This is a genomic window from Inquilinus limosus MP06, assembly GCF_000767795.1.
Lineage (GTDB): Bacteria > Pseudomonadota > Alphaproteobacteria > DSM-16000 > Inquilinaceae > Inquilinus > Inquilinus limosus_E.
The window spans coordinates 1-14,873 of sequence record NZ_JANX01000102.1 but is presented as its reverse complement, the minus strand read 5'-3'; the positions used below and the strand labels follow the sequence as shown (position 1 = coordinate 14,873).

The 14,873-nt window shown below is 71.1% G+C and carries 17 protein-coding genes; 5 read left to right on the top strand and 12 right to left on the bottom strand.

What is annotated here, in order from left to right; all coding sequences use genetic code 11:
- Nucleotides 1-311: 311 nt before the first annotated feature.
- Nucleotides 312-806: a GNAT family N-acetyltransferase gene (locus tag P409_RS10970; RefSeq protein ID WP_034835439.1), complete on the top strand. Its 495-nt coding sequence runs from the start codon at nucleotides 312-314 to the stop codon at nucleotides 804-806.
- On the opposite strand, the gene P409_RS10965 is transcribed toward P409_RS10970, so the two are convergent.
- The 6 genes from P409_RS10965 to P409_RS10940 form a co-directional block, all read right to left on the bottom strand.
- Nucleotides 803-1,255, bottom strand: coding sequence for an acetyltransferase (locus tag P409_RS10965; protein ID WP_238578648.1), 453 nt, complete (start codon nucleotides 1,253-1,255; stop codon nucleotides 803-805). The two genes, P409_RS10970 and P409_RS10965, sit on opposite strands and share 4 nt — an antisense overlap.
- On the bottom strand, nucleotides 1,252-1,797 hold the full coding sequence (locus tag P409_RS10960) for a GNAT family N-acetyltransferase (protein WP_034835437.1): 546 nt from the start codon (nucleotides 1,795-1,797) through the stop codon (nucleotides 1,252-1,254). The genes P409_RS10965 and P409_RS10960 overlap by 4 nt, the downstream gene beginning before the upstream one ends.
- Nucleotides 1,798-1,867: 70 nt before the next feature.
- Entirely contained in the window at nucleotides 1,868-3,046 is a 1,179-nt protein-coding gene (locus tag P409_RS10955; RefSeq protein ID WP_034835435.1) for a helix-turn-helix transcriptional regulator, read from the bottom strand.
- A gap of 397 nt (nucleotides 3,047-3,443) precedes the next feature.
- The gene (gene cobT, locus P409_RS10950) at nucleotides 3,444-5,300 is read right to left on the bottom strand and encodes a cobaltochelatase subunit CobT (RefSeq protein WP_034835433.1); all 1,857 of its coding nucleotides are present in this window, start codon (nucleotides 5,298-5,300) and stop codon (nucleotides 3,444-3,446) included.
- Between the two features lie 135 nt (nucleotides 5,301-5,435).
- Nucleotides 5,436-6,416, bottom strand: coding sequence for a cobaltochelatase subunit CobS (gene cobS / locus P409_RS10945; protein WP_034835444.1), 981 nt, complete (start codon nucleotides 6,414-6,416; stop codon nucleotides 5,436-5,438).
- 33 nt (nucleotides 6,417-6,449) lie between these two features.
- Complete coding sequence (locus P409_RS10940) at nucleotides 6,450-7,031, bottom strand: J domain-containing protein (RefSeq protein WP_034835430.1); 582 nt, start codon at nucleotides 7,029-7,031, stop codon at nucleotides 6,450-6,452.
- A 193-nt stretch (nucleotides 7,032-7,224) separates the two neighbouring features.
- On the opposite strand from P409_RS10940, the gene P409_RS10935 reads away from it, so the two are divergent.
- Entirely contained in the window at nucleotides 7,225-7,515 is a 291-nt protein-coding gene (locus tag P409_RS10935; RefSeq protein ID WP_034835427.1) for a BolA family protein, read from the top strand.
- A 20-nt stretch (nucleotides 7,516-7,535) separates the two neighbouring features.
- Here P409_RS10935 and P409_RS10930 read toward each other — a convergent pair whose 3' ends face one another.
- From P409_RS10930 to P409_RS10920, 3 genes are read right to left on the bottom strand one after another with little or no spacing between them, the layout of a single operon-like run.
- The gene (locus tag P409_RS10930) at nucleotides 7,536-9,062 is read right to left on the bottom strand and encodes a sodium:solute symporter family protein (RefSeq protein WP_052120382.1); all 1,527 of its coding nucleotides are present in this window, start codon (nucleotides 9,060-9,062) and stop codon (nucleotides 7,536-7,538) included.
- Nucleotides 9,063-9,065: 3 nt separating this feature from the next.
- Nucleotides 9,066-9,269 carry a hypothetical protein gene (locus tag P409_RS10925; RefSeq protein WP_152613328.1) on the bottom strand — a complete coding sequence of 68 codons (204 nt, stop codon included), beginning with the start codon at nucleotides 9,267-9,269 and terminating at the stop codon, nucleotides 9,066-9,068.
- 51 nt (nucleotides 9,270-9,320) lie between these two features.
- Nucleotides 9,321-10,418 carry a class II histone deacetylase gene (locus P409_RS10920; protein WP_034835422.1) on the bottom strand — a complete coding sequence of 366 codons (1,098 nt, stop codon included), beginning with the start codon at nucleotides 10,416-10,418 and terminating at the stop codon, nucleotides 9,321-9,323.
- Nucleotides 10,419-10,585: 167 nt separating this feature from the next.
- Here P409_RS10920 and P409_RS36175 point away from each other — a divergent pair, with 167 nt between their 5' ends.
- Both P409_RS36175 and P409_RS10910 read left to right on the top strand, forming a co-directional pair.
- A complete protein-coding gene (locus tag P409_RS36175; RefSeq protein WP_052120380.1) occupies nucleotides 10,586-11,575 on the top strand; it encodes a response regulator transcription factor in 990 nt (329 codons plus the stop codon).
- 94 nt (nucleotides 11,576-11,669) lie between these two features.
- Nucleotides 11,670-12,074: a RidA family protein gene (locus tag P409_RS10910; protein ID WP_034835420.1), complete on the top strand. Its 405-nt coding sequence runs from the start codon at nucleotides 11,670-11,672 to the stop codon at nucleotides 12,072-12,074.
- A gap of 26 nt (nucleotides 12,075-12,100) precedes the next feature.
- Here P409_RS10910 and P409_RS10905 read toward each other — a convergent pair whose 3' ends face one another.
- Complete coding sequence (locus tag P409_RS10905; protein ID WP_034835418.1) at nucleotides 12,101-12,493, bottom strand: GFA family protein; 393 nt, start codon at nucleotides 12,491-12,493, stop codon at nucleotides 12,101-12,103.
- A gap of 82 nt (nucleotides 12,494-12,575) precedes the next feature.
- Nucleotides 12,576-13,154, bottom strand: a complete 579-nt coding sequence (locus P409_RS10900) for a TetR/AcrR family transcriptional regulator (RefSeq protein WP_034835416.1) — start codon at nucleotides 13,152-13,154, stop codon at nucleotides 12,576-12,578.
- A gap of 124 nt (nucleotides 13,155-13,278) precedes the next feature.
- On the opposite strand from P409_RS10900, the gene P409_RS10895 reads away from it, so the two are divergent.
- The gene (locus P409_RS10895; RefSeq protein WP_202964632.1) at nucleotides 13,279-14,091 is read left to right on the top strand and encodes an SDR family NAD(P)-dependent oxidoreductase; all 813 of its coding nucleotides are present in this window, start codon (nucleotides 13,279-13,281) and stop codon (nucleotides 14,089-14,091) included.
- A 179-nt stretch (nucleotides 14,092-14,270) separates the two neighbouring features.
- On the opposite strand, the gene P409_RS10890 is transcribed toward P409_RS10895, so the two are convergent.
- The coding region (locus P409_RS10890; RefSeq protein WP_034835413.1) for a lactonase family protein at nucleotides 14,271-14,873 on the bottom strand (603 nt) is incomplete at its 5' end.

The window sequence follows — 14,873 nt, the reverse complement described above, 5'->3', positions numbered from 1 at the left end:
GTCGAGATGTATGCGGAGGGCTATGCCGGCCCGGCCTTCTCGAATCTCGTCCTCGACAATGCCGGCCTGACCCCGGACCAGACGGCCGCCGCCATCGCCAAGGCGCTGGCCGCCTGGCGGGGTGATTGACCGCGGCCCGGCCTGCCGATAGCCTGCCGGCATGGTTCGTCGCCCGCGCCCCGCCCCGCGATACGGTGCCCCGCTCCTCTAGGGCGGCGGGACGACATTTCATGCCCATCCCATGCCGCCGGTTCCGGCGGCATTTTCATGTGGGTCTCCGGGGCCGTGCGGCGCCACCAGGAGATCTCCCGATGCCGCCCGAATCCATCATCATCCGCCCGGCCCGGCCGGAGGAGCACGCCGCCCTCTGCGTCCTATTCGCCGAGCTCGACCGCTTCCACCGCGAGGCCCGGCCGGACGTGTTCGTCGCGCCGGAGGGGCCGGCGCGCAGCCCGGAGCTGATCGCCGGCCTGATCGCCGGGCCGGACAGCGCCATCCTGGTCGCCGATGACGGCGCCGCCCTGGCCGGCCTCGCCACCCTGGTCGAGAAGACGATCCCGGCCAACCCGGTGCGGCCGGAGCGGCGCATCGCCGAGATCGACAACCTGGTGGTGATGCCCGGCCATCGCCGCCGCGGCGTCGCCGGGCTGCTGCTGCGCCGGGCCGAGGACTGGGCGCGCGGCCGCAGCCTCGCCAGCCTCGAGCTCGCCGTCTGGGAGTTCAATGCCGGAGCGGTCGCCTGCTACGAGGCGGCCGGCTTCGCGCCGACCATCCGGCGCCTCAGCAAGCCGGTCGCGCCGCCTTAGCGTTCGGGAGGCGCCGAGGTCATATGGATCAGCGGGAAAGGCTGGCCCTGGCCGTCCAGCGGCGACCGGCCGGTCTGGCGGAAGCCGCATCTGCGGTAGAAGGCCAGGGCGCCCGGATTCTGCTCGTTGACGTCGAGGGTCAGGTCGCCCTTCAGCGCCGCGGCATGGGCCAGCAGCGCCCGGCCGGTGCCGCGGCCGTGCCGGTCCGGGTCGACGAACAGCATCTCGGCCTTGGACCCGTCGAGACCCATGAAGCCCTCGGGCGCCCCGTCCGCGCCGGCGGCGACCCACAGCTCCACCGCCGCCAGATACCGGTCGCGCAGCAGCGGCAGCAGGGCCTGGATCCGGTCCTCGGTCAGGAAGCCGTGGGTGGCGCGCACGGCGCGCAGCCAGATGTCCAGCAGGGCCGGATGATCGTCCGGCCGGCCCGCTCGGATCGCGATGGTCACGGCCGGCCTGCCGCGGCGCGGCCGCGCCATTCCGCGCGAGTCTGGCCCCAGATCTCGACCTCGGTGTCGATCGGCGCCGGCAGCCGGCCGAGGCCGCGGAAGCGCGAGCCGAGCCGGCGCGCCACCGCCTTGGACGGCTCGTTGTCCGGCGCGATGCAGTGGATCACCTCGGTCCAGCCGAGATGGTCGAAAGCCCAGTCGATCGCCGCCTCGGCGCCCTCGGTGGCATAGCCCTTGCCCCAGGCGGCGCGGCTCAGCCCCCAGCCGATTTCGGTGCCCGGCCAGCCCTCCGGCTGCCAGGGGCCGAGCCGGCCGATCCAGCGGCCGGTCGCCTTCTCGATCACCGAGAACATGGAGTAGCCCTGCATCGCCCAGGCGCCGGCGGTCACCAGGAACATGCGCCAGGTCACGGTGCGCAGCTGGACGCCGCCGAGGAATCGAGTGGCCTCCGGATCGGCCATGAACTCGGCCCAGTCTTCGAAATCCTCGGCCCGGGTCGGGCGCAGGATCAGCCGGGCGGTCTCCAGAACGGGTGCCGACATCGGGCGCCTCCTGAATCGGGGAGGCGCAGCAGGCCCGATCCGGGCCGCCCGGTCAAGCCGCCCGGTCGGCTCAGCGGCCGGCCGCGGCGCCGGAATCGGGGGCGATGAAGCTGTGCAGCAGCAGGCGCACCAGCTCGGCCTGGCGGTGCGTCTCGGTCTTCTCGAACACCTGCTTCAGATAGTGTCGGGCGGTGCCGATGGAGATGCCCAGGCTCTCCGCCGCCTCGGCCGGGCCGAAGCCGTCGGCGATCAGCGCCGCCAGGTCGGATTCGCGCCGGGTCAGGCCATAGGCGCTGGCCAGGCCGGCGGTGTCGATGCGGCTGCGGCGGTCGGGGTCGGAGATCAGCACCGCCACCGCCCCCGGCTCGCCCGGGGCGGGGCCGCGGCCGGCCGTCGGGGCCGGCACCACGGTCAGGATCAGCGGCCCGTTCGGCGGGCGCCGCGATACCGGGATGCGCAGCATCGCGGCCGCGGCGTGGGTCAACGCGTCGTCGGCGCTGTCCGGGCCGCCGGCCAGCAGCATCGCCGCAGCGATCGCCTGGTGCAGCGCCCGGGTCTGGGCCGGCAGGGTGGTGGCGATGCCGTAGGCGTCGGCCAGCAGCCCGTCGCGCGCGGCGATGATCGCCTCGGCCCGCTCGTTGCGATAGGCCGGCCGGCCGTGCCGGTCCAAGAGGATCAGGCCCAGCCCCAGCGCGTCGATCGCCGCCAGGGCGCCGGTGGCGCGCGGGTCGACGCTGGCCAGGCGGCGGTTCAGCTTGCCGGCCTTGGCCAGATGCGGCACCAGCACCTGCAGCCGGTTCAGCTCCTCGGGGCCGAAATCGCGCTCATGCAGCGGTCGGCAGACGCGGACGGCCGTCCAGCTGGACGGGCCGCGCCACGGCACCGCCACGGCGGCCAGGCCGCCGCCGATCGGCCGGATCAGCTGCTGGTAGAAATCCGTCCGCTCATAATCCGGGACCGGCACCAGGGAGGACTGGGTGCGCGCGGCGCCGGTCGGGAACCGGCGCATCTGCTCGGCCCAGAAATCGCTGTGCAGGATCCGGTCGCAGCGGGCGCCGTGCTGCCGCACATCCATGCGTGAGCAGGTGGAGAGCTGGACGCCGTCGGCCGTGGTGGTGGTGAACACGGCATGCGAGCCGCCGACCAGGTCGCGCACCGAATCCAGGCAGTGCGGCCAGTCCTGCGGCTCCATCGCGGCATCGTAGATCCGCTGCACGGTCCGCAGGATCACCTGCGCGCCCGCACTCACGCGGACGCTCCGTCGCCGCGGCCCGCCCCGCCGAAACGGCGCGTCGAGGCGCAGCGAACCGTCACATGCGCGTCGCTCTCACGTCGATCATGGCATGCCGGCATCCCTGTGCTCCAAAATATCCTAAGGACAGGAAAATACGCCGATAGTCGAGCCTGCCCCGTTCCTGGAATAGAACCAAATCTTATGAGGTCGACACTGCAACCATGCTGCGTCTTCCTCTCCCGCAAGATCATACAGTGTTTTTGCCGACACCATTATAAGCACTTTTATTGTGGCATCGGTGTGGACGTGCGACGGCGAAGGCGGGGCGGCGGGCATGACGAAGGCGGCCGCGGATGCGGCCGCCTCGACAGTCGGTGTCGGTGGTGTTGTCGGCTGCGCCTGGGGGGCCGGCTCAGCTCGCCCGGCGCATCGCGACGGCCTTCTTCGGCTCCTCGTCGAACAGCTCGGCCAGCTTGTCGATCATGGTGCCGCCCAGCTGCTCGGCATCGACGATGGTGACGGCGCGGCGGTAGTAGCGGGTCACGTCATGGCCGATGCCGATAGCCACCAGCTCCACCGGCGACCAGCGCTCGACATACTCGATCACCTGCTTCAGGTGCCGCTCGAGATAGTTGCCGGGGTTGACCGACAGCGTCGAATCGTCGACCGGCGCGCCGTCGGAGATCACCATCAGGATGCGCCGCTGCTCCGGCCGGCCGACGATGCGGTTGTGGGCCCACAGCAGCGCCTCGCCGTCGATGTTCTCCTTCAGCACGCCCTCGCGCAGCATCAGGCCCAGATTCTTGCGGGCCCGGCGCCAGGGCGCGTCGGCGGCCTTGTAGATGATGTGGCGCAGGTCGTTCAGCCGGCCGGGATTCTGCGGCTTGCTCTGCTGGATCCAGCGCTCGCGCGCCATGCCGCCCTTCCAGGCGCGGGTGGTGAAGCCGAGGATCTCGACCTTCACGCCGCAGCGCTCCAGCGTCCGCGCCAGGATGTCGGCGGCGATCGCGGCGATGGTGATCGGCCGGCCGCGCATCGACCCGGAATTGTCGATCAGCAGGGTCACCACCGTGTCGCGGAAATCGGTGTCCTGCTCCATCTTGAAGGACAGCGGCGTCAGCGGGTTGATGACGACGCGGGCCAGGCGGGCGGCGTCGAGGATGCCCTCCTCCAGGTCGAAGTCCCAGGACCGGGTCTGCTTGGCCATCAGCTTGCGCTGCAGCCGGTTGGCCAGCTTGGCGATCACGCCCTGCAGGTGCTGCAGCTGCTGGTCCAGCATCAGGCGCAGCCGCGACAGCTCGTCGGCGTCGCACAGGTCCTCGGCCGACACCATCTCGTCGAACTGGGTGGTGAAGGCCTTGTAGTTCAGGCCGTTCGGGTCGAGCGCGCCGGTCTGGTCGTCGCGCCAGGGCTGGCCCGGCGCCTCGGTGTCCTCGGTCGAGAACTCGTCGGAATCCTCCGACGCCTCCTCCTGCTCGGCGCCCTCGGCGTCGGTCTCGTCGCCGCTCTCCGGGTCGCTGTCGCTGTCATCGGCCTCGGCGCTGACCTGCTCGCCCTCGCGGCCCTGCTCCTCCGGCTGCTCGCCCTGGGACTTGTCCTCGTCCTCGCCCTCTTCATCCTCCTGCGTCTCGTCCTCCTGGCCGACATCGATGTCGAGCTCGGACAGCAGGTGCTTGGCGCAGCGGGCATAGGCCTCCTGGTCGTCCATGGCGTCGGCCAGCTCGTGCAGCGAGCGGCCGATCCGGCTCTCCAGCCAGGACTTCCACAGATCGGCGGCGTGGCGGGCGTTCGGCGGCGGCTTCTCGCCGGTCATCGCCTCGCGCGCGGCCAGGCGCACCGCCTCGGCCAGCGGCACCTGCTCGCGCTCGGTGACGCGGTCCAGCCCCTGGCGCTTGAAGCGGTCGTCCAGCGCCGCCGCCAGGTTGCCGGCGACGCCGGCCATCTGGGTGGATCCGATCGCCTCGCAGCGCGCCTGCTCCAGCGCCTCGAAGGCGGCGCGGGCGGCCTCGCCCGGCGGCATGCGGGCGGCGTGCAGCTTGGCGTTGTGATGGCGCAGGCGCAGCGCCACGGCGTCGGCGGCGCCGCGCACCTTCGCCACCTCGGCCGAGGTCAGGAGGCGCGAGGGCTGCGGCAGCCGGGCCCGGGTGCCGGCGACGCCGGCCGGCTCGCTGGAATAGGCCACGGTGACGTCGGGCCGCTCCGAAATGGCCCGCACCGTCGCCGTGGTGGCGCGCTTGAACACCTCGATCGGGCTGTCGTCCTGGGGCATCGCCTGCTTCGTCTCTACGGCTTTCGCCGTTCTTTCCTCAGTCTGTCATTGCCGGGCTTGACCCGGCAATCCAGTGGGTCTCGACAGTCTCTGGATGCCCGGGTCGGGCCCGGGCATGACAGCAAAATGCAACCGTCACGCCAGATGGGCGCGGACGCCGCTTTCCGGCAGCTCGGTGCCGAAGCAGCGCTGGTAGTACTCGGCCACGGTCGAGCGCTCGACCTCGTCGCACTTGTTCAGGAAGGTCAGGCGGAAGGCGAAGCCGACATCGCCGAAGATGCGGGAGTTCTCGGCCCAGGTGATCACCGTGCGCGGCGACATGACGGTGGAGATGTCGCCGCCGATGAAGCCGGCGCGGGTCAGGTCGGCCAGGCGGACCATGGCGTTGACCTTGGCGCGGCCCTCCTCATTGTCGAGATCCGGCACCTTGGCGAGGACGATCTCGACCTCGGCGTCATGCGGCAGGTAGTTCAGCGTGGCGACGATCGACCAGCGGTCCATCTGGCCCTGGTTGATCTGCTGGGTGCCGTGATACAGGCCGGTGGTGTCGCCCAGGCCAACGGTGTTGGCGGTGGCGAAGATGCGGAAGGCCGGGTGCGGGCGGATCACCCGGTTCTGGTCCAGGAGGGTCAGCTTGCCCTCGACCTCCAGCACGCGCTGGATCACGAACATCACGTCCGGCCGGCCGGCGTCGTACTCGTCGAACACGATGGCGCAGGGGTTCTGCAGCGCCCAGGGCAGGATGCCCTCGCGGAACTCGGTCACCTGCTTGCCGTCGCGCAGCACGATGGCGTCCTTGCCGACCAGGTCGATGCGGCTGATGTGGCTGTCCAGGTTCACCCGGATGCAGGGCCAGTTCAGCCGCGCCGCCACCTGCTCGATATGGGTCGACTTGCCGGTGCCGTGATAGCCCTGGATCATGACGCGGCGGTTGTGCGCGAAGCCGGCCAGGATGGCCATGGTGGTGTCGCGGTCGAAGCGGTAGGCGCTGTCGACCTCGGGCACGTGCTGCGTCGCGGCGGAGAAGGCGGGCACCTGCAGGTCGCTGTCGATGCCGAAGGTCTGCCGCACGGACACCTTGATGTCGGGCAGCGTCGTGGAGGTGTCAGCGCTCATGATCCAGTCGAAGTCCAAATTCCAGAGTATCGTTCACGAGGCGAAGCCGGCCTTCAGCACGCTGTAGGCGTGGTTGATGGTCTTGAACTTCTCCTCGGCGTCGCGGCTACCGCCATTGGCGTCCGGGTGATGCAGTTTGACAAGGGTCTTGTAGCGGGCCTTGAGGGTTTTCAGGTCGAAGGGAGGAACGAGCTCGAGCGTCTTCATCGCGCTCTCCTGCTCGGTCAGCGGGCGGCCCTGATTCGCCTCCTCCTGCGCCTCGCGCCCGGCATGGAACGGGTTGTCGCCCGCGCCCTCGGCGAAGCTCTGATAGATCCTGGCGCGCAGCCGCTGCTCGGCCCGCCAGGAGCCCATCGGCCAGGTCGGCCGGTCCCATACCGTGTCGCGCCGGGCTTCGCGCTCGATCTGGTCCGCGCTCATGCCCTGATAATAGTTCCAGGTGCGGTTGTACTCCCGCACATGCTCCAGGCAGAACCACCAGTAGTCGTTCAGATGCTGCCGCGATTTCGGCGCCCGGAACTCCCCGGCGCCGGCGCAGCCCGGGTGGTCGCAACGGCGCGTTGCCGGCGCCGGCTCCTCGAATGCCCGGTCGTATCTGCGGTTCGCGGTGGCCATGCTGCGAGTATGGGGAGGGGCCATACGCCTGACAAGACGATGCGGCGGGCATCAGCCCTGACGCCGTGTCGCAGCATCGGCGCTTGCGGCATACGGGATTATTGGGATGATGGAGCGGCCGTCTCCCGCCGCCGCGCCGCCTCTGCTATCACCCCCGTGCCGCCAGCCAGGGGCCGGATCGAGGAGAGGACCGATGCAGATCGCCGACCGCATGCGCCGCAAGATCGAGGAGGCGCTGGCCCCGGCCCAGATCGAGATCATCGACGACAGCCACCGCCATGCGGGGCATGCCGGGCATGACGGCCGCGGCGAGAGCCATTTCCGCGTGCTGGTCGTGTCCGCCGCCTTCGCCGGCAAGTCGCGGGTCGAGCGCCAGCGCCTGGTCTACGACCTGCTGGCGGCCGAGCTGAAGGACCGGGTGCACGCCCTGTCGCTGACCACCCGGACGCCGGAGGAGGCGGAGAAGGCGGGCGCCAACGGCTGAGGCTGACGCCCGCCGCTTCCCTAGTCGGGCGCTGCGGCCAGGCCGCCGGCCGGCACCGCAGCGCTCTCCGCCCCGGCCTCGCCGAGGTCGCGGAACAGCCGGTCGATGCGGGCGCGCTCCGCCGCGTCCTGCGGCAGGGCATAGGCCAGGGCGACATAGACCAGCGTGTTGACGGCCAGACCGACGACGCCGGAGGTCAGGCCGCCCAGCGCGGCGATCGACACCGGGTAGAGGAGCTGCAGCACCACGGCGGTGGCGAAGCCGGTCAGCATCCCGCCCAGCGCGGCCGCGGCGTTGCCCCGGCGCCAGAAGATGCCGAGATAGAGGGCCGGCGCCAGCTGGACGATGCCCTGATAGGACGCCAGGGCCAGGGTCAGCAGCCCGGCCGTCACGTTCACCGTCAGGATCGCGCCGATCACCGCCAGCACGGTCGCAGCCACGATCGCCGCCCGGGCGGTGCGGGTGGTCGTCGCCTCGTCCGCGCCGCCGATATGGATCACGTCCTGCGCCGTGTGGGTGCCGATCGCCGCGGTCAGGGCGTTGACGTTGCCGGCCGTGGCGGCGAAGACGGCGGTGCCTGCCAGGGCCAGGACGAAGGGGCCGCCATGCGCCGCGGCCAGGAACCAGACATTGTCCGGCGCGGCCGCGACCTCGGGCAGCTGGTGCGCCAGCATCGCCATGGTCAGCAGGATGGCCAGGAACAGCAGCAGGATCGGCGCCGCCTTGACCGCGGAGTTGCGCACGGCCTGGGCGCTTTTGGCTGTGAACAGCCGGACGAAGATGTCGGGCCAGCACCAGGCCCCCAGCGCCCCGGTGGCGACGATCGAGAGGTAGTAGAGCGGGCCGAGGCCGCTGCCGACTCCGGGCAGGGCGGCGAATTCCGGCGGCAGCGCGGCGAAGCCCAGCCCCTGCGACATCAGCCAGACGATCAGGCCGAGCGCGACGAGGCCGCCGACGCCATAGGCGAAGACGCCTTGCACCATGTCGGAGATGACGATGCCGCGCATGCCCAGCCGCACGGTCCAGATCTGGCGGATGCCCAGAGCGGCGATGCCGGCGAACACCGCCAGCGTCGGCGACACCGCGCCGAAGGAGAGGTACGAGAACACCAGCCCCAGCGACTGGAAGCCCAGGATCAGCCAGGGGAAGCTGGCCACCACTCCGATCAGCGCCGCGACCACGCGCACGGCCTTGGAGTTGTAGCGCATGCCGACGAAATCGGCCTGGGTGCGCAGGTTGAACGCCCGGCCCCAGTCGAACACCTTCTGCGCCATGAACAGCATGAACAGCACGGCGAGCAGGGAGTAGGAGACGACGTAGTAGCCGATCACCCCGGCCGAGGCGGCGAGGCCGGCGAAGGCGATGAAGATGGTGCCGGGCAGCCAGGTGTTGAGGAAGGCCATGGCCTGGAACCAGGACCCGAAGGATCGGCCGGCGACCGCGTAGTCGGTGAAGTCGCCGCCCGCGGCCCGGCGGGTACGCTCCAGTACCAGGATCACGCCGATGAAGAACACCGCCAGCGTGCCGTAGCCGATGAGGAAGTCCATCGCCTATTCCTCCCCGGCATCATGGTTGGCGCGGTTCAGATAGATCACGCTGCCGGCGAGCAGCAGGCTGCTGAGCAGGAAGAAGGCCAGCGCCATCGCCAGGTTGCCCGCCGCGAAGGCCAGGTGGATCGGCGGGAACAGCACCACGATCAGGTTGATCCAGATCAGCAGCGTGCCCCGCGCCTTGCCGGCTCTCGGTCCGTTCATCATCGCCCCCTGTCTTGGTTGTTCTTGTGAAATCCCGGCCCCAGGCCGGCGCTACAGCCCGAAGCTCTCCGCCACCTGCGCCACCAGGGCCCTCTGGTGGTCCTGCAGCTCCTGCCCCGGCAGCCCGGCCCAGGCGGCCAGGTAGGGGTCGGTGACGCCGGTGCTGACGCCGCTCAGCGTCTCCACCACCGCCAGGCCGCAGAACGGCACGTAGAAGGGCGAATAGCCGCCCTCGTGGCTGATCACCAGCCGGCCGCCGCAGACCGCGTCGGCCAGCTGCATCAGCCGGCGCGTCATGGCGGCGTAGGAGGTCGAGACCAGCAGCATCCGCCCCAGCGGGTCGGCATTGCTGGAATCGAAGCCGCTGGCGACCATGACCAGCTCCGGCCGGAACCGCTCGATCGCCGGCAGCACCACCCGGTCGAAGGCGTGCAGATAGGCGCCCTCGCCCGACCCCGCCGGCAGCGGGATGTTGATCGCCGACCCGTCGCCGGCGCCGGTGCCGCGGTCGGTCACCTTGCCGGTGTCGGGCGGGAAGTTGCCGTCCTGGTGCAGCGAGATGGTCAGGACATCGGGGTCGGTCTGGAAGCAGGCCTCGGTGCCGTTGCCGTGGTGGACGTCCCAGTCGACCACCGCCACCCGCCCGATGCCGAGCTCGGCCCGGGCATGGGCGATGGCCACGGCGACATTGGCGAACATGCAGAAGCCCATGCCCCGCTCCGGCCGGGCATGGTGGCCGGGCGGCCGCACCAGGGCGTAGGCGTTGCGCACCTCGCCGCCGACCACGGCGCGCAGCGCGCTGATGGTGCCGCCGGCCGCCAGGCAGGCCAGCTCGAACCCGCCGAAGCCGAAGGGGGAGGAGCCGTCGCCCATGTCGCCGCCGCGCGGGTCGCGGCTCAGCTCCCGCATCGCCTCGAGGTGGTCGCGGGTGTGGATGCGCAGCAGGTCCGCCTCGGTCGCGGCGACGACCTCGATCCGCTTCAGCGCCCTGGCGATGCCGGAGACCTCGACCAGCGACGCGAAGCGGGCCTTGGATTCCGGCGATTCCAGATGCTGCAGCGGCTGGATGAACTCGCCCTTCAGGAAGCCGCCGGCGGTCCCCGTGTCGTGCCAGCCGAACCGTTCGTGCCACAGCCATCCCGTCGCCATTCCTGCGCTCCTCCCTGTCGGATATCGGCCGAGTCTAGCCGGGACGGTGCGGCCCAGAATGATGCAGATGCACTATGGAACGGTCGCCCGGCCCGTGCCGGGGCGCTTGTCGGACCTTTGCGGCGACGCTAGCCTTTCCGGCAGAAGACCGCCCGGGAGTGGCGCGCGTGAACACGAAGCTGCCCCTGTTCTCCCAGTTCGTCGCCGACCTGCACAGGGCCGGCCGGGAGAATGACGGCAGCATCGCGGCCCACGGCTTCGACCGGCTGCGCGCGATCCTGGGCTTCGACTGCGCCTGGTACGGCTGGGCCCGGTTCGAGCCGGGGCGGACGATCGTCCAGGCCTCTTCCACCCTGAACCTGCCGGGCGACTTCGCCCGCTTCTGGACCACGATCGAGACCCAGGACCTCGTCGCCCGCAGCCTGCGCGAGACGCCCGGCGGGGTCCGCACCTATGACCGCGACCAGCCGGTGCAGACCGACGGGATGATCGAGTTGGCGGAACGCTACCGCATCCGGAAATGGGCCAGCGCCATGCACAGCCGGCCGAACCGGACCACGGTGTTCTTCGCCTCGATCTATCGCGGCGACGCCCGGCCCGCGGCGTGGGACGACGAGGATCTGCAGTTCCTGCAGGGCGCGGTCGACCACATCTTCCTGGCGGTGCAGGCGTCGCAGCGGCGGGACGCCGCCGCCGACCGGGCGGCGCTGCTGGTCGACCCGTCCGGCTTCGCCTATCTCGGGCTCGAGGCCTCGGAAGGGCTGCTGAAATCCGTCTGGCCGGGCTGGAGCGGGGAGCGGCTGCCGGGCCCGCTGCGCCGGCTGGCGCAGCATCCCGGCCGCGCCACGCTGAAGGGCGAGGGCATCGTCGTCTCCTGCGAGCCGGAGCCCGGCGGGGCGTCCGGGCTGGTGCGGCTGCGGCTCAGCGCCATCGCCGATCTCGACCGCCTGACCCGGCGCGAGCGCGAGGTCGCGCTGCTGCTCGCCGCCGGGGCGACGCACAAGCAGGCGGCGCAGGCCCTGGGCTCGGCTCCCGCCACCATCCGCAACCAGACCCAGGCGATCTACGAGAAGCTCGGCATCCGTTCCCGCGCCGAGCTGGCCGGCATGGTGCTGCGCGACCGCGCCGCCCGTGACCGGATGCATGCTTCGATATAAGCCTGGCTTATGACCTGCGCCGGGGCGCTGCGTGGTTCGACAGGCCCGGCGGGGGCATCGTCCCGCCCGTTCTTCCCCATGCAGGATGGCCACGATGCCCAGCGATGCCCCGACCTTCCTCAACCCCGCCACCATGCCGGCGCCGAACGGCTATTCCCAGGTCGTGCTGATCCCGGCCGGCGCCCGGCTGGTCCAGCTCGCCGGCCAGGTCGGCCTCCGCCCGGACGGCGCCATCGCGGGGCCGGGCTTCGCCGAGCAGGCCGCGCAGGCCTTCGAGAACGTCAAGGCCGGCCTGTCCGCCGCCGGCACCGGCTTCGAGCATGTCGTCCGCCTCGGCATGTTCGTGACCGACGTTGCCCAGCTCCCGATCCTGCGCGAGGTGCGCGATCGCTACGTCAATGTCGCGGCTCCGCCGGCCAGCACGACGCTGCCGGTGTCGCGCCTGTTCCGCGACGGGCTGCTGTTCGAGATCGACGTGCTGGCGGTGGTGCCGGACTGACCACGAGAATCGTCGTGCCGGGCGGATCATGGCTCGAAGCGGCCCGTGGCATCGCGGTCTCGGTCGTATCGCCTCTTGAGCGGAAACGGCGGCAACCAGGATTCGCGACGGACGACCCAGTTCTCATAGGTCGGCGTCAGCTGGTCAGGGGCATCCAGGGACCCCAGGTTGACCTCCGTCTCGTCGCCCGTGCGGGCGAAGACGGTCGAGCCGCAGCGCGGACAGAAAAATCGTCCGGCATAGTCGCGGGTTTCGCCCTCGACCGTCACCGCATCCCGAGGGAACACCGCGAAGGCGTGGAACAGGGCCCCGTGATGCTTGCGGCAGTCGAGGCAGTGGCAAAGGCCGACCCGGTACGGCCGGCCCGACGCCACGATCCGGACGTCGCCGCACAGGCAGCCGCCGGTGAAGCGGTCCATGCTGCGCCTCCTCCGACATCAAGCGTCCGCAATGCTGACACGAGCGCTGTCGCGCGGCCATGAGGATGCGTGGCCGCCGGCTTCAGGCATCCGGCCCGGCCAGCGCCGCCAGCTTCTCCCGCACCCCCTGCAGGATCTCGTCCGACAGCGCCGGGTCGGAGACGCCGCGGGCGATGGCCACGGCGCCGGCCAGGGCGGTGACGGCCAGCAGCGCGTCGGCGCGGGTCGCCGCCGGGTTCGTCTCCCGCAGCAGGCGCAGGAACCCGTCCAGGCTGGCCTCGATATGGTGGGTGAAGGCCTCGCGCGGCTTGTCCTGCAGCCGCCCCACCTCGCTCGCCAGGGCCGCCACGGCGCAGCCCGCCCCCGGCGCGTCGCGATGCCGCGGGCTCAGATATTCGGCGACGATGGCGTCGTAGCCGGCGCCCGCCTCCCGCGCCGCGGCGACGGTCGCCCGGCTCTGGGCCAGGGCCTCGTCCAGCGCCTCGGCCACCAGCTCGTCGCGCGACCCGAAATGGCGGTAGAAGCCGCCATGGGTCAGCCCGGCCTCCTGCATCAGCCCGGCGACGCTCAGGCCGTCGACCCCGGCCTCGCGGAATCGGCCGGCGGCGATGCGCACGATGCGGTCATGGCTGGCCGCCTTCTCCTGCCGTGAATGGCCCATGGCGAATTCCTCCTCGGCCGCGCATTGACAATCAGGATGATGTTTATCATCTTCCCAATGAGATGACGAACATCATCCAAAACATGGACCCGGCCGGCCGTCGCCGCCGGCCCGGATCGTCGTCGTGTCGAAATGGTCGCCGATCGGGGCGCAGGAGATCGAGATGAGGGTGCAGGACAAGGTCGCGCTGATCACCGGCGGCAATGCCGGCATCGGCCTGGCGACGGCCCGGCTGCTGGTGGCCGAGGGCGCGAAGGTGGCGATCACCGGCCGCAACCGCGAGACGCTGGACGCCGCGGCGCGCGAGCTGGGCGATGCCGTGCTGGCGCTGCAGGCCGACGCCGCCGACGCCGCGGCAATGGAGCATGCGGCGGCGCAGGCGGCGGAGCGCTTCGGCAAGCTCGACATCGTCTTCGCCAATGCCGGCATCGGCGGCGTCACCCCGCTGGGCCAGACCGCGTTCGAGCAGTTCGAGCAGATCCTCCGTGTCAACCTGACCGGCGTGTTCTTCACCGTCCAGGCGGCGCTGCCGCATCTGAGGGACGGCGCCTCGATCATCCTCACCAGCTCGGTGCACAGCGCGCTCGGCGCGGCCGGCTGGTCGGCCTATGCCGCCAGCAAGGGCGGCATCCGGTCGATGGGCAAGGTGCTGGCGTCGGAGCTGGCGCCGCGCGGCATCCGGGTGAACGTGGTCTCGCCCGGCGCCACCGACACCGACATCTGGTCGGCCGTGGCGCCGACGCCGGAGGGCCGGGCGGCGCTGGTGCAGCGCATCAGCCGCGGCATCCCGGCCGGCCGCTTCGGCCAGGCCGAGGAGATCGCACGGACGGTGCTGTTCCTGGCCTCAGACGAGTCGAGCTACGTCCAGGGTGTCGACCTGTTCGTCGACGGCGGCGCCACCGGGTCTCCGTCGGGGGCGCCGATCTATCAGGGGTAAGCCTCTCGCGGCTCCCGCGAATTCTTCATCAACCCGTCATCCCGGGCGCGGCGCAGCACGAAGTGGTGCGTCGCAGAACCGGGATCTCTTCGAGGCTGGGATCGAGGATCCCGTGTCTGCGCAGCAGCGCTTCGCGCCTCAGTGCGCACGGGATGACGATTCTTCATCGGCCCGGGCGCTCACCCCGGCAGGAACGCCACCATGTTCGGGCTGCCGATCGGCAGGTAGCGGCCGGTGAAGGCCAGCCGGCCGGATTCGCGGTCGACCCGGAACAGGGTGACGTTGTCGCTGCGCCGGTTGCAGGCGAACAGGAAGCGGCCGGTCGGGTCCAGCGCCACATGGTTGGGGTAGTCGCCGCGGGTCCATTCCGCGTCCAGCCAGCGCAGCGTGCCGCCGGGCTCGATGGCGAAGATGGCGATGCTGTTGTGCAGCCGGTTGCCGGAATAGAGGAAGCGGCCGTCGCGGCTGACCGCCAGTGCCGAGGCGAAGCTGGACCCGGCGAAGCCCGGCGGCAGCGACCCGACCTGCTGCCGGAAGCTGGCGCGGCCGGTCGCCGGGTCCCAGTCATGCACCGCCAGCTGCGACGCCTCCTCATAGGTGGTGTAGAGGGTGCGGCCGTCCGGGTGGAAGGCGAGGTGGCGCGGCCCGGCGCCGGCCGAGGCGGCGGGGAAGAAGGGCGGGTCGGCCGGGCGCAGGGCGCCGGCGGCCTCGTCCAGGGTCCAGACATGGATCCGGTCCTGGCCGAGGTCGGTGCTCAGCACGAAGCGGCCGGCGGTCTCGAT